Origin of the sequence: Veronia nyctiphanis (genome assembly GCF_004116385.1) — a bacterium.
In the GTDB taxonomy this organism is placed as follows: domain Bacteria; phylum Pseudomonadota; class Gammaproteobacteria; order Enterobacterales; family Vibrionaceae; genus Veronia; species Veronia nyctiphanis.
Genome location: NZ_PEIB01000023.1, coordinates 1 through 23,126, shown reverse-complemented (window position 1 = coordinate 23,126; position 23,126 = coordinate 1). Strand labels below are relative to the sequence as shown.

General features: G+C 47.7%; 20 protein-coding genes, 2 tRNA genes and 3 pseudogenes. 19 read left to right on the top strand and 6 right to left on the bottom strand.

Annotated features, from left to right (window positions below; all coding sequences use genetic code 11):
• Window positions 1–8: 8 nt before the first annotated feature.
• Window positions 9–1,022, bottom strand: coding sequence for an erythrose-4-phosphate dehydrogenase (gene epd, locus CS022_RS16375; RefSeq protein WP_129123187.1), 1,014 nt, complete (start codon window positions 1,020–1,022; stop codon window positions 9–11).
• 546 nt (window positions 1,023–1,568) lie between these two features.
• Here epd and metK point away from each other — a divergent pair.
• The 7 genes and pseudogenes from metK (at window position 1,569) to ruvX (ending at window position 7,064) form a co-directional block, all read left to right on the top strand.
• Window positions 1,569–2,723 (top strand): methionine adenosyltransferase, encoded by a 1,155-nt coding sequence (metK, locus tag CS022_RS16370; protein WP_129123186.1) that lies wholly within the window; start codon window positions 1,569–1,571, stop codon window positions 2,721–2,723.
• Between the two features lie 104 nt (window positions 2,724–2,827).
• On the top strand, window positions 2,828–3,313 hold the full coding sequence (locus CS022_RS16365; RefSeq protein WP_129123185.1) for a SprT family zinc-dependent metalloprotease: 486 nt from the start codon (window positions 2,828–2,830) through the stop codon (window positions 3,311–3,313).
• A 174-nt stretch (window positions 3,314–3,487) separates the two neighbouring features.
• The gene (locus tag CS022_RS16360) at window positions 3,488–4,195 is read left to right on the top strand and encodes an endonuclease (RefSeq protein WP_129123184.1); all 708 of its coding nucleotides are present in this window, start codon (window positions 3,488–3,490) and stop codon (window positions 4,193–4,195) included.
• Window positions 4,196–4,282: 87 nt separating this feature from the next.
• On the top strand, window positions 4,283–5,014 hold the full coding sequence (gene rsmE, locus CS022_RS16355; RefSeq protein WP_129123183.1) for a 16S rRNA (uracil(1498)-N(3))-methyltransferase: 732 nt from the start codon (window positions 4,283–4,285) through the stop codon (window positions 5,012–5,014).
• 13 nt (window positions 5,015–5,027) lie between these two features.
• Window positions 5,028–5,974, top strand: a pseudogene (gshB, locus tag CS022_RS16350) (glutathione synthase).
• Between the two features lie 104 nt (window positions 5,975–6,078).
• Window positions 6,079–6,642: a YqgE/AlgH family protein gene (locus CS022_RS16345; RefSeq protein WP_129123182.1), complete on the top strand. Its 564-nt coding sequence runs from the start codon at window positions 6,079–6,081 to the stop codon at window positions 6,640–6,642.
• Window positions 6,639–7,064, top strand: a complete 426-nt coding sequence (gene ruvX / locus CS022_RS16340) for a Holliday junction resolvase RuvX (protein WP_129123181.1) — start codon at window positions 6,639–6,641, stop codon at window positions 7,062–7,064. Before CS022_RS16345 ends, ruvX begins: the two co-directional genes overlap by 4 nt.
• Before the next feature lie 58 nt (window positions 7,065–7,122).
• Here the strand turns inward: ruvX and CS022_RS16335 are convergent, their stop codons facing one another.
• Together CS022_RS16335 and CS022_RS16330 are read right to left on the bottom strand one after the other, a co-directional pair.
• Entirely contained in the window at window positions 7,123–8,223 is a 1,101-nt protein-coding gene (locus CS022_RS16335; protein WP_129123180.1) for a PilT/PilU family type 4a pilus ATPase, read from the bottom strand.
• Between the two features lie 11 nt (window positions 8,224–8,234).
• Window positions 8,235–9,275: a type IV pilus twitching motility protein PilT gene (locus CS022_RS16330; RefSeq protein WP_129123179.1), complete on the bottom strand. Its 1,041-nt coding sequence runs from the start codon at window positions 9,273–9,275 to the stop codon at window positions 8,235–8,237.
• A 27-nt stretch (window positions 9,276–9,302) separates the two neighbouring features.
• On the opposite strand from CS022_RS16330, the gene CS022_RS16325 reads away from it, so the two are divergent.
• The 7 genes and pseudogenes from CS022_RS16325 (at window position 9,303) to CS022_RS16295 (ending at window position 16,087) form a co-directional block, all read left to right on the top strand.
• Window positions 9,303–10,010, top strand: a complete 708-nt coding sequence (locus tag CS022_RS16325; protein ID WP_129123178.1) for a YggS family pyridoxal phosphate-dependent enzyme — start codon at window positions 9,303–9,305, stop codon at window positions 10,008–10,010.
• 49 nt (window positions 10,011–10,059) lie between these two features.
• Window positions 10,060–10,878 (top strand): pyrroline-5-carboxylate reductase, encoded by an 819-nt coding sequence (gene proC / locus CS022_RS16320; protein WP_129123177.1) that lies wholly within the window; start codon window positions 10,060–10,062, stop codon window positions 10,876–10,878.
• Between the two features lie 9 nt (window positions 10,879–10,887).
• A complete protein-coding gene (locus CS022_RS16315) occupies window positions 10,888–11,442 on the top strand; it encodes a YggT family protein (RefSeq protein ID WP_129123176.1) in 555 nt (184 codons plus the stop codon).
• Window positions 11,443–11,727: 285 nt separating this feature from the next.
• Window positions 11,728–12,168 (top strand): DUF4426 domain-containing protein, encoded by a 441-nt coding sequence (locus tag CS022_RS16310; protein WP_129123175.1) that lies wholly within the window; start codon window positions 11,728–11,730, stop codon window positions 12,166–12,168.
• 126 nt (window positions 12,169–12,294) lie between these two features.
• Window positions 12,295–12,890 (top strand): annotated as a pseudogene (locus CS022_RS16305) (XTP/dITP diphosphatase).
• A gap of 4 nt (window positions 12,891–12,894) precedes the next feature.
• Window positions 12,895–14,046 carry a radical SAM family heme chaperone HemW gene (gene hemW / locus CS022_RS16300; RefSeq protein ID WP_129123174.1) on the top strand — a complete coding sequence of 384 codons (1,152 nt, stop codon included), beginning with the start codon at window positions 12,895–12,897 and terminating at the stop codon, window positions 14,044–14,046.
• Window positions 14,047–14,137: 91 nt separating this feature from the next.
• Complete coding sequence (locus CS022_RS16295; RefSeq protein WP_129123173.1) at window positions 14,138–16,087, top strand: DUF3857 domain-containing protein; 1,950 nt, start codon at window positions 14,138–14,140, stop codon at window positions 16,085–16,087.
• 59 nt (window positions 16,088–16,146) lie between these two features.
• On the opposite strand, the gene CS022_RS16290 is transcribed toward CS022_RS16295, so the two are convergent.
• From CS022_RS16290 to trmB, 3 genes are all read right to left on the bottom strand, one after another.
• Complete coding sequence (locus tag CS022_RS16290) at window positions 16,147–16,908, bottom strand: DUF2884 family protein (protein ID WP_129123172.1); 762 nt, start codon at window positions 16,906–16,908, stop codon at window positions 16,147–16,149.
• Between the two features lie 37 nt (window positions 16,909–16,945).
• Entirely contained in the window at window positions 16,946–17,866 is a 921-nt protein-coding gene (glsB, locus tag CS022_RS16285; protein WP_129123171.1) for a glutaminase B, read from the bottom strand.
• A gap of 170 nt (window positions 17,867–18,036) precedes the next feature.
• Complete coding sequence (gene trmB, locus CS022_RS16280; protein WP_129123170.1) at window positions 18,037–18,753, bottom strand: tRNA (guanosine(46)-N7)-methyltransferase TrmB; 717 nt, start codon at window positions 18,751–18,753, stop codon at window positions 18,037–18,039.
• Window positions 18,754–19,032: 279 nt separating this feature from the next.
• Between trmB and mutY the strand changes: the two are divergent.
• The 5 genes and pseudogenes from mutY (at window position 19,033) to CS022_RS16255 (ending at window position 21,951) form a co-directional block, all read left to right on the top strand.
• Window positions 19,033–20,095: pseudogene (gene mutY / locus CS022_RS16275) on the top strand (A/G-specific adenine glycosylase).
• Between the two features lie 15 nt (window positions 20,096–20,110).
• Window positions 20,111–20,383, top strand: a complete 273-nt coding sequence (locus CS022_RS16270; RefSeq protein WP_129123169.1) for an oxidative damage protection protein — start codon at window positions 20,111–20,113, stop codon at window positions 20,381–20,383.
• Between the two features lie 102 nt (window positions 20,384–20,485).
• A complete protein-coding gene (gene mltC, locus CS022_RS16265) occupies window positions 20,486–21,625 on the top strand; it encodes a membrane-bound lytic murein transglycosylase MltC (protein WP_129123168.1) in 1,140 nt (379 codons plus the stop codon).
• A gap of 127 nt (window positions 21,626–21,752) precedes the next feature.
• Window positions 21,753–21,828, top strand: a tRNA-Phe gene (locus CS022_RS16260).
• Between the two features lie 47 nt (window positions 21,829–21,875).
• Window positions 21,876–21,951, top strand: a tRNA-Thr gene (locus tag CS022_RS16255).
• Window positions 21,952–23,126 lie beyond the last annotated feature (1,175 nt).

The following is a 23,126-nucleotide window of genomic DNA, read 5'->3' as shown; positions in this document are numbered from 1 at the left end:
GGCAAACCTCAGGAAAAACTCTCCATCGCTAACGCGGTGTCCAGCATCCGGTTAGCAAATCCCCACTCGTTGTCACACCACACCAACATTTTTACCAGATGTTGGTTACTGACTCGTGTCTGCGAGCCATCAACGATAGCGCTGTGAGGATCGTGAATAAAATCGTTCGAAACCAGTGGGGCTTCTGTGTAATCAACAATGTCCACCAATGTACACTGAGCCGCGTCTTTCAGGGCTTGATTTATATCATCAACATTGACATTGGTATGGACCGTCACGCTCAAATCCATGGCGGTGACGTTGATCGTGGGCACCCTGACAGAAATCGCTTCAAACTTATCAGCGAATTCAGGGAAGATTCGGCCAATGCCGAGGTGAAGTTTGGTGTCGACAGGAATGATCGACTGGCTGGCAGCCCGGGTTCTTCGCAGGTCTGGATGGTAAGCATCAATCACCTGCTGGTCATTCATCGACGAGTGAATGGTGGTGATAGTACCGGACTGAATGCCGAATTTTTCGTCCAACACCTTAATGACAGGAACAATACAGTTTGTCGTGCAAGAGCCGTTGGAAACGATGGTGTGTTCAGGTTTTAGTGTGTCGTCGTTAACACCGAAGATAATCGTGTTGTCTAGGTGGTGGCCACCCGGGTGGGAGAAGAGGACTTTTTTCGCGCCAGCATCAAGATGGGCCTGGCCATGTTCCCTCTCCCCGTAGACGCCCGTACACTCTAGGACGATATCAACGTCAAGATCAGCCCATGGCAGAAGGTGGATATCAGCGAGATGCAGAATACGGATTTTGTCCTGACCGACGAAAAGGTGCTCCTGATTGAAACTGACCTTTTCTTTGAATCTGCCATGACTGGAATCATACTTGAGCAGATGGGCCATACCTTCAGGCTCCGCAAGCTCATTGATGGCGACCACCTGTATCTGGTCTCTTTTGTCACTTTCGTATAATGCACGGAGTACACTGCGGCCTATTCGACCAAATCCATTAATTGCAATGCGTATTGCCATTTCCCTGAGTACACAACATAAGTAATGAAAAGCGACCGCTAGTGTATCTCATCAATGGAAAAGTCGCACTAAGAATGTGACGCCTCTCCCAGTGGCTCAGTGACTTAAAGAAGCATCAAGCAAATATAAGACAAAAAACGCCTGTTAATATGGGCTTTTATGACTAAATTTGCTTGATAGAAGTCGTTCTTCAGTACTTTCCTCCGCGTCGTAATTCAAACAAAACAACGCTGTATTCGGCACGAACAAATCCAAATCAAAAACGTGCTCGTAATGGAAGTCTGGAAATAAAGACGTCCAAACGCTTAACAAAAAAATAAAGCTCTGAAGTGACAAAATATTGCAGAACTACACGTCCGCAATGCTTCTCGTTTGTAAATTTGCAGTTACAGTTTCATTCACTTTATTTTGCAACTGACGTCATCTTTGGTTGATTTGCCATTCGTACTGAGTAGAATGGACGTCTAGATGGTAATACATCCGTACGTACACAAGCGTGTTTGGAATAACGAATCCAGAAAAATGAACATAGTGAGGCCCTGAGATATGACAAAACACCTCTTCACCTCTGAGTCTGTATCAGAAGGACATCCTGATAAGATTGCTGACCAAATTTCGGACGCTGTCCTTGATGCAATCCTCAAGCAGGACACCAAAGCACGTGTTGCGTGTGAGACTTACGTGAAAACCGGCATGGTTATGGTCGGTGGTGAGATCACGACCTCTGCTTGGGTCGATATCGAAGAATTGACCCGTGAAACCGTTCGTGAAATCGGCTATGTGCATTCAGACATGGGCTTCGATGCGGACTCATGTGCGATTCTGAACACCATTGGTAAGCAGTCACCTGATATCAACCAAGGCGTTGATAAAGCGGACCCGAAAGAGCAAGGCGCGGGCGATCAGGGTATCATGTTCGGCTACGCGACCAACGAGACTGACGTGCTGATGCCAGCACCAATCACTTACTCACATCGCCTTGTTCAGCGCCAAGCTGAAGTGCGCAAGAACGGCACGCTCCCTTGGTTGCGTCCAGATGCTAAATCTCAGGTTACTTTCCAGTACGACCAAGGCAACATCGTCGGTATCGACGCGGTTGTTTTATCTACCCAACATTGCGACAGCGTGACAACTGCTGACCTGCGTGAAGCCGTGATGGAAGAAATTATCAAGCCCGTTCTACCGACCGAGTGGTTGAACAGCGAGACCAACTTCTTCATCAACCCAACTGGCCGTTTTGTTATCGGTGGACCTATGGGTGACTGTGGTCTGACGGGTCGTAAGATCATCGTTGATACCTACGGCGGTGCAGCTCGTCACGGTGGTGGTGCATTCTCTGGTAAAGATCCATCAAAAGTTGACCGCTCTGCTGCATACGCAGCGCGTTATGTTGCGAAGAATATCGTTGCCGCTGGTCTGGCTGACCGTTGTGAAATTCAGCTGTCGTACGCAATCGGTGTGGCTGACCCGACGTCAATCATGGTAGAAACGTTTGGTAGTGAGAAAGTATCGCAAGACGTCATTGTTGAAGCTGTTCGTCAGCACTTCGACCTGCGCCCATACGGTCTTCAGGAAATGCTTGATCTTCTGCAGCCTATCTACAAAAAGACAGCAGCTTACGGCCACTTCGGTCGTGAAGAGTTCCCTTGGGAAAAAACGGATAAAGTGGCGGCTCTGCGCGATTTCGCTCAAATCAAGTAAGCAGACAACCTGTTGTATTAAGACTTTAAAAGGGAAGCATCGCGCTTCCCTTTTTGTTTCCTATCCCCTACCCTTTGCTCTTATTTCTCTCGCCAGACATCTCAGTGACAGAACTTCAATACCGCATCATCAAAGCTGTAGCATCCTGTGTCGAATATGCCAACAGCGCTTTAGGCACATCGCACCCGTTACCTGATATTCACTTTGATATTCGTGGAAAAACAGCGGGCATGGCACTGTTAAATCGCTGGACGCTCCGATTCAACCCTGTACTACTGCGAGAAAACCCTGAAGCATTTCTTAGCGAAGTAGTACCGCATGAAGTTTCTCACCTTCTTGTTTACGCAGCTTTTGGCAAGGTTCGCCCTCACGGAAAAGAGTGGCAAGCCATGATGACGAAAGTGTTTAAAGTACCCGCGAGCACCACGCACAGCTTTGATGTGGCCTCAGTGACTGGCAAAACATTCAGCTATCGTTGCGAATGTGACGAAATCCCTCTGACCATCAGGCGACACAATAAAGTACAAAGACAGCAAGCCACTTATGTTTGCCGACGGTGCCAGCAAGCTCTGGTATGGACAGGTCAATAAATAGAACTAACAAAGCTCCCACATCCCCCCTTAGAGTTGACATGACCTAACTGAGAGCACTCAGCTTTTTTGCCCTGCGTATCAGAAATAGAAAGAAATTAATAAGTTTGTCAGTGATAATTAAGTCAACAGAATCAACGTCCTGATTCACTGACGTCTTATTAAAGGTACTGCATGCGCCAGCTAAATCTTTTTGCCCTTTCTCTTGTCTTGGTTCCAATGCTCAGTTCTGCTGAGCCACCACAATCCTTTTCAAAAGCTAAACGACTAGCAGTGGAAATATATCAATCGCATCCGACCAGCTTTTATTGCGAGTGCCCCATCACTTGGCAAGGCAAAAAGGGAATACCCGAGCTTGATGCCTGCGGCTATAAAGTCAGGAAACAGCAAAAACGCGCCAGCCGCATTGAGTGGGAGCATGTAGTGCCAGCATGGCAAATGGGTCACCAGCGTCAGTGCTGGCAAAATGGGGGACGCAAAGCCTGCTCTAAAAAAGATCTGACATTTAGATTGATGGAAGCCGACCTTCACAACCTTGTCCCTGCCATTGGTGAAGTGAACGGCGACCGTTCAAATTTTCGTTTTTCACAATGGAATAACGCAAAAGGCGCCAACTACGGTCAATGTAGCGTAAAAGTCGACTTTAAACAGCGAGTCGCTGAGCCGCCCCAGCAAAGCAGGGGCGCGATTGCCCGCATTTACAAATATATGTACAAAGAATATGACTTCCGCCTAGCAAAAGCCCAGGTTCAACTGATGAACGCATGGGATAAAACCTATCCGGTTACAGCATGGGAATGTGAACGCGACAGAAAAATCGCGGCAATCCAGAAAAACCACAATCCTTTTGTATTGGAAGCCTGCAAAGCCCAAGGCCTGTAAAAGCTGAGCGGTAAAGGGATTCACGGATGATTAAGGATATTACTGCGTGATACAATCACCATCTTGCGATTGATGACAGAGCATATCATGCGGATCCCCAGAATTTATCACCCCAGCCCCCTCCCTGAGCAGGGGCTGATCACTCTCAGTGACGACGCTGCCAATCATATAGGCAGAGTCCTGCGCATGCAGCAGGGACAAGACGTTCTTTTATTTGACGGTAGCGATGCTGAGTTTCCTGCCACAATCGATACCGTGTCAAAAAAATCAGTATCGGTCCAAATCAAAAACCGTGTCGAGAGTAGTATCGAATCTCCGCTTTATCTTCACCTCGGTCAAGTTGTCAGCCGGGGCGATAAGATGGAATTTACCATCCAAAAAGCGGTAGAGCTTGGCGTGAATACCATCACGCCACTGATTTCAGAACGATGCGGTGTAAAGCTCAATGCAGAACGCTTTGAGAAGAAACTTCAGCAATGGCAAAAAATCGCCATCTCTGCGTGTGAGCAATGCGGACGAAACACAGTCCCGAGAATCGAGCCCATCATGTCTTTTGAGGATTGGTGTAGGGTTGAATTTGATGGCTTGAGTCTCAATCTCCACCCTAGAGCAAAATATTCTATCAATACACTGCCAGAGCCTGTCACCCGGGTTCGTTTGCTTGTCGGGCCTGAAGGCGGTTTATCGTCAGAAGAAATAGACAACACACGCGAGTGGGGCTTCGAGGAAACTCTGCTTGGCCCTCGGGTGTTGAGAACAGAGACAGCGGCTTTGACAGCAATAACAGCGCTTCAAGTGCGTTTTGGCGACCTCGGTTAACAAGGATAAAAAAATGATCAAAGTGGGATTCGTGATGGACCCTATTGAATCCATCAATATTAAAAAAGATTCATCGTTCGCTATGATGCTAGAAGCGCAGCGCCGTGGGTGGGAAATCCACTACATGCAAATGCAGGATCTGTCTCTCGAACAGGGTAAAGCGCAGGCAAGAACCCAAATCGTCACTCTAGAAGAAAACCCTGATAAGTGGTTTGAGGTTGTTAGCGAGCAAGAAATCACACTGGCTGATCTTGATGCGGTGCTGATGCGCAAAGACCCACCATTCGACACCGAATACATCTACGCGACCTATATTCTGGAACGCGCCGAAGAAGCGGGTAGCCTGATCGTCAACAAACCACAGAGCCTGCGAGATTGTAACGAGAAGCTGTTCACCGCATGGTTCCCGGAACTCACACCAACCACGCTTGTCACCCGCCGAGCGGATCAGATCAAAGCATTTCAGGAAAAGTACGGTGATGTGATCCTAAAGCCTCTTGATGGCATGGGAGGATCATCGATTTTCCGTGTCAAACAAGGCGATCCGAACCTCTCAGTGATTATTGAAACTCTGACCGGACTTGGCAACAACTACTGCATGGCACAAACTTTTGTTCCTGATATCAGTAACGGCGATAAGCGCATTCTGGTTGTTGACGGTGAGCCAATGCCATATTGCCTCGCTCGCATCCCAGCGAAAGGAGAGACTCGCGGTAACCTCGCAGCGGGTGGACGTGGTGAAGCAAGACCCCTGAGTGATACAGACTGGGAAATCGCTAAAAAAGTCGCCCCTACCTTGAAAGAAAAAGGCTTATCTTTGTCGGTCTGGATGTAATTGGTGATAAGCTAACCGAAATTAATGTCACCAGCCCAACCTGTATCCGTGAGATTGAAGCTGCTTTCGATATTTCTATCACTGGCAAGCTGATGGATGCCATTGAGCGTCGTATAAACGCATAGCCTTCAACAGGTTGGTCACTAGGGTGGATCTAAGCCGCCCTAATATGACTTTCTGATGCTTTATGCTCATACTTAGAGTAAGCACATCCGGTTAAAAGGGTGCCATGAACCTAAAAAATCATTTTTTGGTCGCGATGCCGAGTATGGCAGACGACCGCTTCCAAAATAGCGTTGTGTACATGTGTGAACACAACGATGAAGGTGCGATGGGACTGGTGATAAACCAGGCTATTAATATCTCTGTCGCCAATATGCTGGATCAGATTGAGATCGAAAGAGATCTCGTTGTCGTCCATCCTGTGAGTCTTGATCAACCCGTTTTGTTTGGCGGACCAGTTTCAGAAGATCGTGGTTTTGTGCTTCACAAACCCGCACAGCTCTATGGATCAAGTGTCGAGCTTACCGATGATTTAATGGTCACCACCTCAAAAGATATCCTTAGCCTTCTGGGCACCAGTGAGCAACCCGATCAGTTTATCGTTGCTCTTGGTTATGCCGGATGGGATGCAGGGCAGCTTGAGCAAGAGCTTGCCGAAAACAGCTGGCTGACCATCGAAGCCGATCCCGCTGTTATCTTTGACACACCGATTAATGAGCGCTGGGCAAAAGCGCTGTCTCAACTCGGTATCTCTGCCGCTAATCTTTCTTCTGAAATAGGACATGCATGAGTAACACCCAGACCGTTCTTGGTTTTGATTATGGAACCAAGAGCATCGGCGTTGCTGTGGGGCAAGCCATCACAGGCACCGCACAACCGCTTAAGGCACTGAAAGCAAGAGATGGCATTCCAAGCTGGGATGCCATTGAAACTTTGTTGAAAGAGTGGCAACCGGATTTGGTCATCGTGGGCCTACCATTGGATTTGCATGGTGGTGAGCTTGAAGCCATCACACCACGAGCACGCAAATTTGCCAATCGCCTCAATGGTCGATTTGGCTGCAAGGTCGAATTACACGATGAGCGTTTGACAACGACTGAAGCTCGTTCATCACTGTTCGAACATGGTGGCTACCGGGCGCTTGGTAAAGGAAATATTGATAGCCAGTCAGCAGTGATTATTGTTGAAAGCTGGTTTGAGAATCAGTACTAATCTTTCAGTCGAATAGAGGAAATGGCAGCTCAAGGCTGCCATTTTTTATTTGTTTTACCTATCCCATATCAATAGTAATTTTCTTAAGTGTCTCAGGTGACGTTTGATCATTATTCATCTTGATCATTAGCTTGAGGTCATTTTGTGAATCAGCATGATGCAGGGCATCACGCTCAGTGATCTTTCCTTGCTGAAGCAAGGCAAACAGTGATTGATCGAAACTACACATCCCCGCATTGTGACCACGGGAGATAGTGGTTTTCAGCTCATGTAGTTCGCCTCGACGAATAAGATCAGACACACTGGAAGTATTGATCAAACATTCAAACGCACCGTGCCGACCTTTGCCACTGACATCCGGGATCAGTTGCTGCGCCAACACACCTTTGAGGTTTAAGGACAAGTCGAAAAGAAATTGCTCTCTGCGCTCTTTCGGCACCAAGTGCAGAATCCGCTCCAATGCCTGATTTGCATTATTGGCGTGCAGCGTTGCGATACATAAGTGACCCGTCTCAGCAAACTGCATTGCATATTCCATGGTCTCCTGTGTCCGGATTTCACCAATCATGATCATATCCGGCGCCTGCCTGAGCGAGTTTTTTAACGCAATTTCATAGCTCTCGGTATCTATACCGATTTCACGCTGCGTAACAATACAGGCTTGGTGGGGGTGAACAAACTCAATCGGATCTTCCACCGTCAAAATGTGCCCACTCAGGTGCTTGTTGCGAAAGCCAATCATCGCCGCCATCGAGGTCGACTTACCGGAGCCTGTCGCGCCAACCACGAGCACCAAGCCACGTTTGGCAACAGCCAAGTCCTGCATAACGGCAGGCAGGCCTAATTCCTCAATCTCTGGGATTTCTGTCTGAATCCGTCGAATAACGGCACCTGGCATGTCCCGCTGCCAAAATGCACTGACACGAAAGCGACCACGTTCACTGACCAGCGCAAAATTAGCTTCTTTATGTATTTCAAAAGTCTGCCATTGTTCCATGTCCATGCATTCTTTTAGCAGAATACAAATCAGTTCTTTGGTCATTTCTGACGCATAGGGCGTCAATTGGCCATCAACTCTGAGCATGGGTTTCGCACCGACGGTAATATAACAGTCAGAGGCACCACGCAGGTTTATCTCATCCAATAAGTTTTCGAGCATGAAAAATCCTGTTAGTAGCTCGGTGTATTGTTGATATCTTGATGCTTGGCCATTTCTTCCATGTCAATGGAACCTTGAGCCAACAGGATACGAAGCGCCTGATCCATGGTCTGCATGCCTTGCGAAGCACCAGTTTGGATCATGGAATACATCTGAGCGACTTTATCTTCACGGATCAGGTTACGAATAGCCGGAGTCGCGACCATGATCTCGTGGGCTGCCACACGACCGCCGCCAACACGTTTGATCAGCTTCTGTGAAATCACAGCACGTAACGATTCAGATAACATCGAGCGTACCATCGATTTATCACTGCCAGGGAAGACATCAATGATCCTATCGACAGTTTTTGCCGCGCTGGAAGTATGAAGGGTACCGAAGACTAAATGCCCGGTTTCCGCTGCCGTCAGCGCTAAACTGATAGTTTCTTGATCGCGAAGCTCACCGACAAGAATGACATCCGGATCTTCACGCAGTGCTGAGCGCAGTGCTTTACCAAATGAATGGGTATCACGGTGCACTTCACGTTGGTTGATCAGGCATTTTTTCTGCGCATGGACGAACTCAATCGGATCTTCGATGGTCAACACGTGCCTGTGCTGTTCACTGTTAATGCGATCGAGCATCGCGGCCAAGGTCGTTGATTTACCTGATCCTGTCGGTCCGGTAACCAGCACCAAACCATTTTGCAGGTTAACAAAACGCTCAAATGCGGGTGGCGCACCAATCGATTCTAATGTCGGTACTTCAGAAGGTATGGTACGGAACACAGCGGCACAACCGCGGCTTTGGTGGAAAGCATTGACACGGAAGCGTCCTGTCGATGCCATCTCGAAGGAAAAATCCACCTCAAGGTTTTGTTCAAATTCACGCTGCTGCGCATCATTCATGATATCAAAGATAAGCTTTTGTACTTCGTTATGGCTAAATGGAGGCAGGCTTAACTTACGGACATCGCCATCTACTCTAACCATAGGGGGAATCCCCGCGGAAAGATGTAGATCTGACGCGTTATGCTTTACACTAAAGTCCAGTAACTCGGTAATGTCCATTAACTTATTTTCCTCGCAGAAACAAACATGTGTAGTATCAAACAAAACCTTGTACAGGTCACTCGACAAATTAGCGTCGCTGCCGAAAAATGCGGGAGAGACGAACAAAGCGTAACACTGATGGCAGTCAGTAAAACTAAGCCAATCAGTGATATAGAAGCTGCCGTTGCCGCCGGGCATACCTGCTTCGGAGAAAATTACGTGCAGGAAGGTGTTGAAAAAGTTCAGTATTTTAATGAAAAACACCCATCATTAGACTGGCACTTTATCGGCCCTATTCAATCGAACAAAACGCGCCTGATCGCAGAGCACTTTGGCTGGGTACATACTATCGATCGGTTCAAAACAGCCAAGCGCCTTAGCGACCAGCGTCCAGAAGATATGCCACCGCTGCAGGTTCTGATTCAGGTCAACACCAGTGGTGAAGAAAGTAAATCAGGCATTCCACTGGACGAAGTAGAGTCGCTTGCGCGGGACATCGACGCGCTGCCGCGGATAACACTTCGTGGTTTAATGTGTATTCCGCAACCAGAGTCAGACTATGACAGGCAGATGAGCGCCTTTGCGCCTCTTTCAGCACTATTTACTGAAATGCAGGTGACCCGTGACAACTTTGATACGCTGTCTATGGGCATGAGTGGTGATTTAGAAGCCGCTGTTGCATCAGGTAGTACCATGGTCAGAATCGGCACGGCTGTCTTCGGTGCCCGGGATTACAGCAATAAAGAAAGCTAGAAAGCCCAAACCGCGTTTTCTGCTCACGACTACAAAGGACTTTTCATTGATGGAACATCGCGTCATCGCCTTTATCGGCGCCGGAAATATGGCCAGATCAATTATCTCCGGCCTCTTGAAGTCAGGCTATCCCGCCTCCAGTATTATAGCGACCAACCGGACAACAGAAAAAAACACCTTGCTCACCGATACATTTGGTATTGAGGCAACACCCGACGTCAAAACAGCGATAAAAAAAGCTGATGTGGTGGTACTTGGTGTGAAACCGCAGGGTATGGAAGACCTGCTTTCCTCTGTCAGTGACCTCAGTTTTGACGGTAAGCTGGTTATTTCTATCGCAGCTGGCATTACAGTATCAAGATTGAATGACATGGTGGGTCAAACGCTGAACCTAGTCAGAACCATGCCAAACACGCCATCATTGGTTGGTTTGGGCATGACAGGATTGTATGCGCCAGCAAATGTTTCGGAAAAAGATCGCGACTACGCTGGAGACCTACTTTCAGCAACAGGTAAGATTTGCTGGGTGGATGAAGAAAGTGACATCAACAGCATCATTGCCGCTGCTGGCAGTGCGCCCGCGTATTTCTTTCTGTTTATGGAAGCGATGGAAGCTGAAGCTCGACGAATGGGCTTTGAAGCGGATATGGCACGAACACTTGTTCAGCAATCGGCGCTTGGTGCAGCCCAAATGGTCGTGGCTAATCCAGAAACAACGCTGGAAACCTTACGCTCACAGGTGACATCAAAAGGTGGTACAACTGCCGAGGCAATAAAAGTTTTTAACGACAAACAACTTTCTGAAACGGTATCAGAAGCCATGAAGGCAGCAGTAAACCGTGCGAAAGAAATGGAATCATTATTTTAGGGTTACCACATGAATTCTTTGACATTCTTAGTAAATACTCTTTTCGACCTCTATATCATGGTCGTCTTGCTGCGTGTTTGGCTGCAGTGGTCACGGGCTGACTTTTATAATCCGTTTTCGCAATTTATTGTGAAAGCAACTCAGCCAGTAGTTGCACCACTTCGAAGAGTTGTTCCTTCACTGGGCAACCTTGATATGGCAACTGTGCTTTTTGCCTATGTACTCTGCACCTTGAAGTTTATTGCACTTCAGGCAGTATCAGGCTCAGGTATTATCATCGACCTATCGATTCTATATATTGCATTGATAGCCATGGTGAAAGCCGCTGGTGGATTGTTGTTCTGGGTACTGATATTGCGCGCAATTCTAAGCTGGGTCAGTCAGGGACAAAGCCCTATAGAGTATGTGATGATCCAACTGACGGAGCCACTTGTTGCTCCCGTACGTAGAGTCATCCCATCAATGGGTGGTATTGACCTAAGTGTGCTGATAATTTTTATTGCTCTGCAATTTATTAACATACTGCTTGGCGACATCATTGGTCCGCTTTGGCGTATGTTATAAAACTCTCGTTCGCCTCTTGGCGAGGATGAGTGTTTAGTTCAAGTTAACATCACTATACTGGCGGCTTTCACACCGCCAGTTCTAAAACCCCCACCCAAATGTAGTTGATGTAACTCGATCCCTTTTTAGACCGAGCAGAAAAATTAACTTACCTCACAGCTTTCACAAAACAGAGCTTTAGCAAATAAGCATTTTTTGACCCAAACGGCATTCTCATTTCACAACGATCCGAGTTCTTGAGATATCGCGTATAAAGAAAAGGTCAAAGCCGTTAAGGATGTCACCATGAAACGTCTACTCATTGCCGCATTTTCAATATTTGCTCTGCTGATGTCAGCCTTTTCAATGGCAGGGCAATCAAAAGATATCGGTACTTTGGAGGTTCACTACTCCGCCTTCCCTTCAACCTTTATCCCCGCTTCTATTGCCAAAACGTACGGCATTCAACGAAGCCGCTACAATGCCGTGATCAATATTTCGGTGCTGGACAAAAGCCGCCCCGGTAAACCCGCAGTATCTACCATGGTTGATGGCATAGCACGGAATCTGCTTGGTACGACTAAGAAACTGTCTTTTCGTGAAGTTAGAGAGGGCAATGCCATCTACTATTTGGCCGAGGTTGGCTATGCGAATGAAGAGACTTTTAACTTTGAAATTAACGTCAACGCGCTTGGCTTGAGTGCAGGCAAGCTTAACTTCAAACAGAAGTTCTACACCGACGGTTAGTGACCCGCAGCTAATGCACTTGCGTCAAACATCAACGAAAGGTGACTCTGTTCGCCAAATCCGTATGATAGCGGCCTGAATGGGCCGCTTTTTTATTTGGCCGACACAAACACAGAGGAACAGAAAATGAGCAAAGTGGTTCTGGCAACAGGTAACCCGGGTAAAGTAAGAGAAATGGCGGACATGCTGGCAGAGTTTGGTCTTGACGTTGTTGCCCAGAGCGAATTTTCTGTTTCCGATGTCGCTGAAACAGGCACCACCTTTGTGGAGAATGCCATCATCAAGGCACGTCATGCAGCCAAAGAAACCGGGCTGCCTGCCATCGCGGACGACTCAGGCTTAGAGGTCGATTACCTGCAAGGCGCACCCGGTGTCTATAGCGCCCGTTACGCAGGCGAAGGCAAAAGCGACCAGCAAAATCTCGAGAAACTGCTGATAGAAATGGCCGACGCCCCTGACGACAAACGCACTGCGCGTTTTCACTGTGTGCTGGTTTACATGCGTCATGCGGATGATCCAACCCCTTTGATCTGCCATGGCACTTTTGAAGGTTCGATAGCAAAAGAAGCGGCAGGCACTAATGGCTTCGGTTACGACCCGGTATTCTGGTTGATTCACACGATTGTACAGTTGCCAATATTGAACCTGCTGAGAAGAAGCAAATCTCCCACCGAGGGCAGGCACTGATGAAGCTGTTTGCGGCAATGCGTGACGCTGGGTAATTGAATGTCTGTTTCTATTCCGCTCAGTCTTTATGTTCACATCCCATGGTGCGTGCAAAAGTGCCCATACTGTGATTTCAACTCGCACACACTCAAAGGCGAGATCCCAGAACAAGACTATATTGATGCGCTGTTGGATGACTTGTCAATCGATCTTGCCCGATTCAATCATGTATCTGACCGACCGCTCCATTCCATCTTTATCGGCGGCGGTACACCCAGCCTAATGTCGCCAGAGGAAATGGGGCGCTTACTCAAAGGTATCGAGCAGCAAATTCCATTCAGTGACAACATCGAAATCACCATGGAAGCGAACCCCGGCACTATTGAAGCGGACAAGTTCATCGCTTACAGAGCTGTTGGCGTAAACAGAATTTCTATCGGCGTACAAAGCTTTGAGACAGCGAAACTGAAGCGGCTAGGACGTATTCATGGTCCGGAAGAAGCAACCCGAGCGGCGAAACTCGCACATGAAGCGGGCCTCAACAGTTTTAACCTTGATTTGATGCACGGTTTGCCCGATCAAACGCCAGAAGGTGCACTCGACGATCTCAAGCAAGCCATCGCTCTGGCTCCGCCCCATTTATCTTGGTACCAGCTGACCATTGAACCCAATACCCAGTTTTATTCCAAGCCACCAACCTTGCCTGATGATGACGATCTTTGGGATATTTTCGAACACGGCCACCAGCTGCTCAGTAACGCAGGGTATGTGCAATATGAAACGTCCGGCTACAGTAAACCTGACTTTCAATGTCAGCATAATCTGAATTACTGGCGGTTTGGCGACTACCTCGGTATCGGCTGCGGTGCGCACGGCAAAGTAACAGATGAAGACGGCAGCATTACTCGAACAGTCAAAGTGAAGCATCCACGTGGATTTCTCGATCCTGATAAAGCTTACCTGTCTGATTCGCGTACAGTAAAGGTAGATGAGCTACCTTTTGAATACTTTATGAACCGATTCCGTCTGGTAGAGGCTTGTCCTAAGTCTGAATTCGCAGAGCGAACCGGGTTATCACTTGATAGCATTGAAAACACCCTTAATGACGTCATCTCTCGCGGGTATCTTGACGACTTAGGGGACAGTTGGAAAGTAACAGAAAAAGGAAGACTGTTTCTTAACGACTTGCTCGGTAGCTTTATCTCAGAGTAGTGCCAGCTCCAAGGCTGGTGTGTTTCGATAACTTCGGGTCGCCAGCCACTCTCTCGCTTTTCTGTGCGACCGAGCAAAGGATTGCTGAGTAATGGTTCTTTCAAGGTTTTACGTCATTGTGCTGGCGTTTTTCTCTGCGGTGACCTTAGCAGATACGCCACTTTACTCTCCAACACCCGACTGGGTTGGCCCCCACTCAACACTATCAATACCTGAAACCACCCCCGCTGGAGATCGCCAATACCTGTTGGTCGAGACCCAACTTAACCTTACAACAGAGACGCCCAGCCAATTTAAACGCATTGCCTTCAAAGCCCTGACAGCCAAAGGAGCCAAAAAAGCCACTACCCTCTCGATTGACTTTGTCCCGGCTCATGAGGTGTTATCGGTCCACACCGTGACGGTCACCAGAAACGGGGAAATTCAAAACAGGCAAGATAAAGCCAGCATCGTCGTTGCATCGATACCGCAAAAACGTGAGTCGCACCTGTATGTACAAAAACAGCGCCTGAAGCTCACGCTGACCGATGTTCAGCAAGGCGACATCATAGACTACAGTTACTCAATTACAGGCAAGAATCCTGTCTACGGCAACAAGTATGACCAAAACATCCGTGTTGGCTGGCCAGTCAAAGTAGAACAAAGCACAGTCCGAATTCTGGTGCCTGAGGCCAGCAACCTTGTAGTAAACAATACCGATCAGAAAGCAAAAGGCACATTTAACTTCAACCAACAAGATGGCATCACCACGTACCTGTATGAAGAACGTCAAGGGCAATATGGCCATGGTGAATCGCAGCAGCCATTATGGTACGACCCCTACCCTGTCTTACACGTCAGTAACTTCCAAAGTTGGCAAGATATCGTTGATTGGGCACTGCCGACATTCTCATTAAATGGCGATCGTTCAACGGCGGCCATTGCGTCAGATATTGCTGCGCGCAAAGCCGATAACAAAGAAGCACAAATTGTCGAAGCCATTCACTACGCACAGCACAGAATACAACACCTTGGAAAAGATCATGCTTTGGACTCTCATCCCCCTTCAAATCCGGACGATGTGATTCATCAGGGTTTTGGCGATAACAAAGAAAAAGCATTGCTGATGGTGGCACTACTTCGACAAATCGGTGTTTCAGCAACGCCTGCATTGGTAAGCGACCAGTGGAAAGGGGCATTGAGAAGCCGCCCGGTGTCGACTTCCAGCTTCGACCATGTGATTGTCAAAATTGAGCACATGGGAAAAGCTTGGTGGATAGACCCTCTATCGACGCATCAAAGCAGTAAGCTCGATACCTTGGCACAATCTGACCATGTCCTCGCCTTGGTATTAAAGCAAGGAAACAACGCCTTGGAGTCAGTGCCGATTTCTGGACCTGATGTTTTGCATGAAGTCACCCAAAATTTCATTATCAATAAAGCAGACCGGGACAGTTTTCTCACTGTCACCACGTTAATGAGAGGGAAAGAAGCAGAGAAGTGGCGGCACTATTTGCATTCCACGCCACCGATTGAAGTGAGTAAACTGTTCTCCAGCTATTATTCACGCCACTTCAATGAACTCGCGGTATTGAACCCGATTAAAATTAGCGATGACAAGGCTGCTAATCAGATTGAGATTATCGAGTCATACATCATTCGCGACCTCTGGCAACAGAAAGAGAGCCTTTATCACCTGACAATCGCAGGCGATATCGTCGATGACTTTCTTGTCCGCCCGAAAAAAACGTCGCGAAAAACCCCTTTTCACTTTGGTACAGACGGAAAAATCGTTCAGCGTGTGCAGCTTAGCTTGCCTGAAGAATGGCAAATAGAGCCCGTCGAACACCAGATCAGTAATCCGTTTTTTGAGTACCGAAGTGCACTCAAACCAATGAATCGCGCGGGAACCAATGTGCCAGGCAAAACCTATATTGAAGCCGACTACCACTATCAGGCGAAAACACGTTACGTGCCACCTGCACGGCTAAAAGAATATCTCGCTCAAATAGATTTGGCATGGAAAAACAGCGAATACGAGTTTGTTTACCCGGTAAACTGACGTGATACATCTAAGGGGCTTTCGACGACTACCTTCCATCGTCAGCCCCCAAGGCCCACTTACCAATTAATGGTGACCGTTTTCCAGCTCTTCAGTGCCGGGATCAGTGACTGAATTTTCTCTTCCTGCTGCTGCCAAACAGTCAGGCGAGCACACACATCCTGCATAAAACCTTCAGAGCGTGTTTTCTCATCACTGATGGTTACGCGCAACTTAGATTGCAGTCTACCGATTTCATCAGACATATTGTTAAGCTTTTGCGAGGAATCGGTGATGACAGTGCGCTGGAAGTCCATCAACCCACGGCGAGGGATAGTGGTAATGAACTGTGGCACCGTCATATCCATTTCTTTCATCACATAATTCAGCTTGCGGTGATCAACGCGCAGTGTCTTATCTTTAGCGTAAAAAGCGCTATAAAAGCTTTTCTGCAAGTAGATGTGAAAGTGACCCAGCTCATTTCGCAGAATACTGCGTTTGCCTAGCTGGTTTTCAAGGACTTCATCAAGAGCGAGCCATGAAGTCTGAATTTCTTCTAGCAGTCCTTGGCCCATATATGGCAGGTCATCACGGACTGTTTGGTTATAAATTTTCAGGGAGGCTTTTTGCTCCTCGCTGAGTTTCACCGGGTGAACCGTCATGAACAGACTACCGTCTTTTTCAATGATGAATTCACCGTGTTCGCTTCGGCTGATCACTGTATCGTCTTTGATAGCGATATCATTGTGAAGTGTTGGCGTACATTTTGTGTTTTCTGCCATTGCAGACAGCGGGGCGATCGTAAATGCACATCCCAGGGCCAGTAACAAGCGCAGCTTCATAACAAGCTCTCCTCTCAACAGGGAGCTTGTAAGCTCCCTAAAAAATGGAACGACCGATGCGCTCGGCCAGCAGTTCTAGTGCTGCTGTGCCAGCCAGGGAGTTACCGGAAGGGTCCAGTTCTGGAGACCAGACTGCCAATGACATTTCTCCCGGTACTACCGCTACGATGCCGCCTCCGACGCCAGACTTTCCTGGCATGCCAACCCGGTAGGCAAATTCACCTGCACCATCGTACAAACCGCAAGTGGCCAGTAATGCATTCACTTGCTTACTTTGAGTGTGGCTCACTATGGTTTTTTCTGCGCCTAAAGAAAGCCCCTTATTTGCCAGATAGTTAAAGGCTTTTGCCAAATCAACACAGCTCATCTTCAACGCGCAGTAATGAAAATATGTCTGCAAAACTGGCATCACTTCATTGTCAAAGTTGCCAAAAGATCGCATCAGATAAGCGATAGCCGCATTCCGATCGCTATGATCCATCTCTGATTTGGCGACAGCTTTGTCATAGCAAATATGGTTGTTACCGCAAAGTTCACGCACAAATTCCAGCATCCGCTGACGCGGCGCAGAGAGGCGACTTTGCAAGAGATCGCAGACCACCAATGCTCCCGCATTGATAAACGGATTGCGAGGGATCCCTTGCTCCATCTCAAGCTGGATCATCGAATTGAATGCCTGACCCGAGGGCTCTTTACCGACACGGCTCCAAATTTCCATTGGGCCATAGTTTTGCAATGCCAGCGTCAGGCTCAGCGCTTTTGAAATTGATTGAATAGAAAATGGCTCATCGGCGTCACCGGCCGAGATAATATCGCCATCGTTATAACAGACCGCTATACCCAGCTTATCGGCGGGCACTTCTTCCAGTGCCGGGATATAGCTGGCGACTCTTCCTTGTCCTATCAGAGGCCGGACTTCTTCCAGAATGTCCTTCAGTAATTCAGGGCTTGGCTTCATTACATACTCCAACAGCCAAAGCACAGGTACGTGGGAAAAGCATCTCAAGTCGCTGTGCTTTAAAGGTCAAAAAAGCCAACCTAAAGGCTGGCTTTTTATGGCTTTAGGGACGGTAACAAACAATGGCTGTCTGTACTGTCTTACTTTGCCTGTCGTTTATCAGGCAACGCTCACTCAGAACGGGCGTATTTCATATCCCAAACACCGTGACCAAGACGGTGGCCACGCTGTTCAAATTTGGTCAAAGGGCGCTCTTCAGGACGCGGAATATAAGGACCGTCGGTCGCTGTGTTCTGATAACCCGGCGCGATATCCATCACCTCAACCATGTGCTCGGCGTAGTTTTCCCAGTCCGTTGCCATGTGGAAGATACCACCGATTTTCAACTTATCACGCAGCATTTCAACAAATGCTGGCTGAACGATGCGGCGCTTGTGGTGGCGCTTTTTATGCCAAGGATCAGGGAAAAACAGTTGAACCGTCGCAAGGCTCGCTTTCGGCAACATGCTCTCGAACACTTCAACCGCATCGTGGCACATCACGCGCAAGTTAGTAATGCCCGCATCACGCGCCGCCATCAGGCATGCCCCCACACCCGGCGAGTGAACTTCTATGCCAACAAAGTTTTTTTCCGGCGCGTTTTTCGCCATCTCAACGAGCGAGGCACCCATACCGAAGCCGATTTCCAACACAACTGGGTTGTCGTTGCCAAATACGTCACTCCAGACGAGTTTCTTGTCTTCGAAGTCAAGGCCCATTGTCGGCCAGCATTCTTGCATCGCCTGATCCTGTCCTTTCGTCAGTCGCCCTTCGCGACGAACGAAGCTACGGATTTTACGGACAACTTTGCCGTCTTCGGTCAGTTCAGTTTTGGTCACTTCAGTCATGATTCTGTGCCTTCGCCTTCAGTGTGAAGAAAAGTTAAGCGGATCGCGCATTATCCAAAGATTCTGTTCGTGTGCAAGAGGTAAACGGCCATCAACCTGTTTCGGCGGTTTGATCTTCCACTGTTGCCGCTTTGCCGAGAGCAAATTATGAGTAACCTTGTTACCATGTAAACACTACATATTCGAGCATCTGATACGGATCATCTGTTGCATACGGCCAAACTACTCCGCTTGCATGTGCGTATACAGTTGCCAAAAAACACACAAGAGAAGCGAACAGTGAGTCAGTCTTTTTCCGATGCCATTCTAACCTGGTATGACAAATACGGCCGTAAAACCCTGCCTTGGCAGATTGAGAAAACGCCCTACAAAGTGTGGCTGTCTGAAATCATGTTGCAACAGACACAAGTCGCGACCGTTATCCCCTATTTGAACGTTTTATGGCGCGTTTCCCGACAGTGTCAGATCTCGCCGCCGAGCTGGACGAAGTCTTGCACCTGTGGACGGGGCTCGGCTATTACGCCAGAGCAAGAAATCTGCATAAAGCGGCTGTCGCGGTGGTCGAAAAGCATGGCGGCGAATTTCCGACCAGCCTAGATGAGATGGTAGCGCTCCCGGGGGTTGGACGTTCAACGCTGGTGCTGTTCTGTCCCTCTCACTCGGCCTCCACCATCCTATTCTTGACGGTAATGTAAAGCGCACTCTCGCCCGTCACTATGCGGTTGAAGGCTGGCCAGGTAAAAAGCCTGTCGAAAACAAGCTGTGGGAGCTGGCTGAGAAAAACACGCCAGCCGAAGGCGTCACCCGATACAATCAGGCCATGATGGATATGGGGGCGATGATTTGTACCCGCAGTAAACCAAAGTGCGAGCTTTGTCCTGTAAACCACAGCTGTGATGCCAATGCGCTTGGCAGGCAGACCGACTTTCCCGGTAAAAAGCCGAAAAAAGTACTGCCCGAGAAACAAGCCTGCTTTTTGATTTACCAATATGAAGATCAGATTTGGCTGGAACAACGACCACCCAGTGGTCTTTGGGGTGGCCTGTGGTGCCTTCCAGAAACCAAAGAAACCGAGATTGAATCGACGGTACTTCAGGTAAGCGGCGGCCGCGACGCTGATATCGAACACCTGACCGCGTTCAGACATACCTTCAGTCATTTCCACCTCGATATTTTGCCTGTTCGTGTGAAGCTCTCACAACAGCCAACCATGGTGATGGAAGCACAAGGCGGCCTTTGGTATAACTTAACCCAACCCGAAAAGGTTGGTCTAGCAGCCCCAGTGCAAAAATTGCTGACCTCCCTGACTCGAGAACTTGATTCATTGGCAAACGCCATATAACACCAGGAGCCTACAATGAGCCGCACCGTATTTTGTCAACGCCTTCAGAAAGATGCAGAGGGACTGGATTTCCAGCTGTACCCGGGCGATCTTGGCAAACGCATTTTTGACAATATCTCTAAAGAAGCCTGGGCTGAGTGGCAAAGCAAGCAAACCATGCTGATTAATGAAAAGAAGCTCAACATGATGGACCCTGAACACCGTAAGCTGCTTGAGTCAGAAATGGTGAAATTTTTGTTTGAAGGTCACGACACTATTATCGAAGGTTATACACCGCCTTCGGAATAACATTCATGGTTGAGATTTCACCGACTGTTTTGAAACAAAGACTTTAAGATTAAAGGCATCCTGTCTAAGCTGGGCAAGATGTCTTTTTTATTGGTTTTTTTCATGCGCTATAGAATATTCAGTACCCTTCTTTTGCTGTTTCTCATTGCCGGATGCAGTCGAGCATCCGTGGAGAAGTTCTGGGGTGTTGACTACGAAACCACTAATCGTTTTGCCAAGAACTTAGCGCCCCTGCCCGGACAGTTTCAAAAAGATATCGCAGCACTAGACAGTTTGATCCGCAATTTTACCGGCGATATCCAAATCAAATGGGGTAAAGACGAGGTCTATGTTGCAGGCAAACGTGACTACGTCAAATACACGGACAATTACCTGAGCCGAGCGAGAATCGATTTTGATTCAGGCCTGATCACCATTGAAACGGTGGCAAAGACAGAAGCGAAAAAACACCTTGAAACCGCCATCGTCACCACATTACTGACGCCCAACGACCCGTCGTCGGTTGACCTTTATTCAGCAGCAGATGTGCCTATCGAAGGACGCCCCTTTCTTGAAGGACAGGTCCTCGATCAAGAAGGAAAGCCCATTACTTGGCGTTGGCGTGCACAACGTTTTGCCAATCATCTTGTCGCAACAAAATTGAAGAAAAAGGCGCTTGGCATTCAGAGTATTTTCTACGTCGAAATCCCTATGGTGGGTAACCATAGCGAGAAACGCAGTTATCAATATGCCAGCTTAGTGAAAAAAGCATCGCAGCGATACGGTATTTCAGAATCACTGATCTACGCGATCATCAAGACAGAAAGCAGTTTTAACCCCTACGCAGTGAGCTGGGCCAATGCCTATGGCTTGATGCAAGTGGTGCCGAAAACCGCAGGACGGGATGTCTTCAAGCTGGTGAAAAAGCGCGGCGGTCAGCCAACACCTGAATATTTGTTTGACCCGGCTAACAATATCGATATGGGCACAGCGTATTTTTATTTGCTGAAAAATCGTTATTTGAAAGATGTGCGCGACCCGCTCTCACTGCACTACAGCATGATCTCCGCCTATAACGGAGGTGCCGGAAATGTGCTCAATACATTTAACCGACGAGACCGTGGCCGGGCTATGAACGACCTCAATCGATTAAAACCTAATCAGGTGTATTGGGCGTTAACCAATAAACACCCCTCGGCTGAGTCGAGACGATATTTGCAAAAGGTCACTAAATTTCAAAGTTCGTTCGAGAAGTCGGGTTAAAAACAGGAAAAATCGCACACCATTGCAGCACTTTGACCGACAAATGTTCAAACGATGCAATATGAAGTTTTTTTTGAAAAAAACAGTTGACGGTCAGCGCTAAAATCCGTTTAATAGCGCTCCGTTAGCCCGGATAGCTCAGTTGGTAGAGCAGGGGATTGAAAATCCCCGTGTCGGTGGTTCGATTCCGCCTCCGGGCACCATGATTAAGAAATGGTGTTTTGCTAAAACATTGTTTCAAAGTTTGTGTGCCGGCTTAGCTCAGTTGGTAGAGCAACTGACTTGTAATCAGTAGGTCACCAGTTCGACTCCGGTAGCCGGCACCATTAACAGAAAAAGCCTCGTCATTGACGAGGCTTTTTTCGTTTCCGCATGGCATTAGAATATAACAGACGCCAAATCGGCCCAATCAAGTCACTAAATCGGATGGTCTTAGATTATGCAGGCAACCTTTCAGGTAACAGCAATCATTACGGCGGCCTCAATACAGTCGATAACTGGCATCTTGTATCGTGTTGAAAGCGTATCCGCCATTCATGTTAGTCCTCCTGAACCAAGGATGATTGCCTCAGCACCATCAATTGAATAAGCTAGTTCTATTGTCTGATCGACTGAATAAAGCATGATTCGAGCAAGCTCCAGTTGAGGTGACCTGCCTTTTAGACAAAATACACCGCAGCAAAACGCCAAGTGCTGCACATATGTTGTTAACCAACAGTGACGCTAAATCGCGGCTCAGCCCGTGGCGAATCATAATTTGTTGGATAACTGTTTGTTGGCAATTATCAGGTGGCCGATAAGAGGCTTTTTTCGTTTTCCGCATTGCTTCTCTCCGTCAACGCTGATTATGGTTAAACCTCATTAAGACGCTGCTTGGCAACTTACTTCTTTTCGAGGGTTAGGGCATTTCCGTAAGTGATTTGTTGACTCACTCAATTTTTAAAAGAAGGAAGATATGGAATTAGCTGAGTGAACGAAAATGTGTCTTTGTTTGGCTTTGAGCGCAAGGTGTAAAGGAAAGATGTTACCTAAAAGTCTGAGTAAGCATACATGTGAAACGCCTTTTTCTGACGAGAGACGGCTCAAGTTTAGTGGAGCTAAGTATTGAGCATAGAACGACCATTACATGTATGAGGGTTGAGCGAGTAATTCCTCAAGTGTCTGTATGGAAAACGCATGCCTAACATTGAACGGCGTCTAAATTAATATATTTCATTGGCTTAATTTGTGTTCGTGTAGTTACTTTGAGTATCAATATTGAACATTATATTTCAGAGTTAGGGGCCAATCTTTCTCGGGCAGTTCAGTATCAGTCAACATAGTCTAGAAGGTTAAATTGACCAGATTTTAGTGAATCTTGTTAATACTTAATTGGTTTGTGAGTGACTAAGAGCGAAGTTATTGACGTTTGTCCTGTCTAAAAAGTTGGCATCCTTCTTGTTATGTTGACCTGCTCCCCAAAAACTAGTCCAATCGGTCCTTAGTAACATCCGCTTGGTTG

Excerpts from the sequence above, each read along its gene's own strand:
- CS022_RS16335 (WP_129123180.1), bottom strand. The coding sequence starts at position 8,223 with ATGCTCGAAAACTTATTGGATGAGATAAACCTGCGTGGTGCCTCTGAC.
- CS022_RS16325 (WP_129123178.1), top strand. The coding sequence starts at position 9,303 with ATGTGTAGTATCAAACAAAACCTTGTACAGGTCACTCGACAAATTAGC.
- mltC (WP_129123168.1), top strand. The coding sequence starts at position 20,486 with ATGCGCTATAGAATATTCAGTACCCTTCTTTTGCTGTTTCTCATTGCC.
- CS022_RS16290 (WP_129123172.1), bottom strand. The coding sequence starts at position 16,908 with ATGAAGCTGCGCTTGTTACTGGCCCTGGGATGTGCATTTACGATCGCC.
- rsmE (WP_129123183.1), top strand. The coding sequence starts at position 4,283 with ATGCGGATCCCCAGAATTTATCACCCCAGCCCCCTCCCTGAGCAGGGG.
- CS022_RS16310 (WP_129123175.1), top strand. The coding sequence starts at position 11,728 with ATGAAACGTCTACTCATTGCCGCATTTTCAATATTTGCTCTGCTGATG.
- ruvX (WP_129123181.1), top strand. The coding sequence starts at position 6,639 with ATGAGTAACACCCAGACCGTTCTTGGTTTTGATTATGGAACCAAGAGC.
- hemW (WP_129123174.1), top strand. The coding sequence starts at position 12,895 with ATGTCTGTTTCTATTCCGCTCAGTCTTTATGTTCACATCCCATGGTGC.
- CS022_RS16315 (WP_129123176.1), top strand. The coding sequence starts at position 10,888 with ATGAATTCTTTGACATTCTTAGTAAATACTCTTTTCGACCTCTATATC.
- CS022_RS16330 (WP_129123179.1), bottom strand. The coding sequence starts at position 9,275 with ATGGACATTACCGAGTTACTGGACTTTAGTGTAAAGCATAACGCGTCA.
- CS022_RS16360 (WP_129123184.1), top strand. The coding sequence starts at position 3,488 with ATGCGCCAGCTAAATCTTTTTGCCCTTTCTCTTGTCTTGGTTCCAATG.
- CS022_RS16345 (WP_129123182.1), top strand. The coding sequence starts at position 6,079 with ATGAACCTAAAAAATCATTTTTTGGTCGCGATGCCGAGTATGGCAGAC.
- epd (WP_129123187.1), bottom strand. The coding sequence starts at position 1,022 with ATGGCAATACGCATTGCAATTAATGGATTTGGTCGAATAGGCCGCAGT.
- CS022_RS16295 (WP_129123173.1), top strand. The coding sequence starts at position 14,138 with ATGGTTCTTTCAAGGTTTTACGTCATTGTGCTGGCGTTTTTCTCTGCG.
- CS022_RS16270 (WP_129123169.1), top strand. The coding sequence starts at position 20,111 with ATGAGCCGCACCGTATTTTGTCAACGCCTTCAGAAAGATGCAGAGGGA.
- metK (WP_129123186.1), top strand. The coding sequence starts at position 1,569 with ATGACAAAACACCTCTTCACCTCTGAGTCTGTATCAGAAGGACATCCT.
- proC (WP_129123177.1), top strand. The coding sequence starts at position 10,060 with ATGGAACATCGCGTCATCGCCTTTATCGGCGCCGGAAATATGGCCAGA.
- glsB (WP_129123171.1), bottom strand. The coding sequence starts at position 17,866 with ATGAAGCCAAGCCCTGAATTACTGAAGGACATTCTGGAAGAAGTCCGG.
- trmB (WP_129123170.1), bottom strand. The coding sequence starts at position 18,753 with ATGACTGAAGTGACCAAAACTGAACTGACCGAAGACGGCAAAGTTGTC.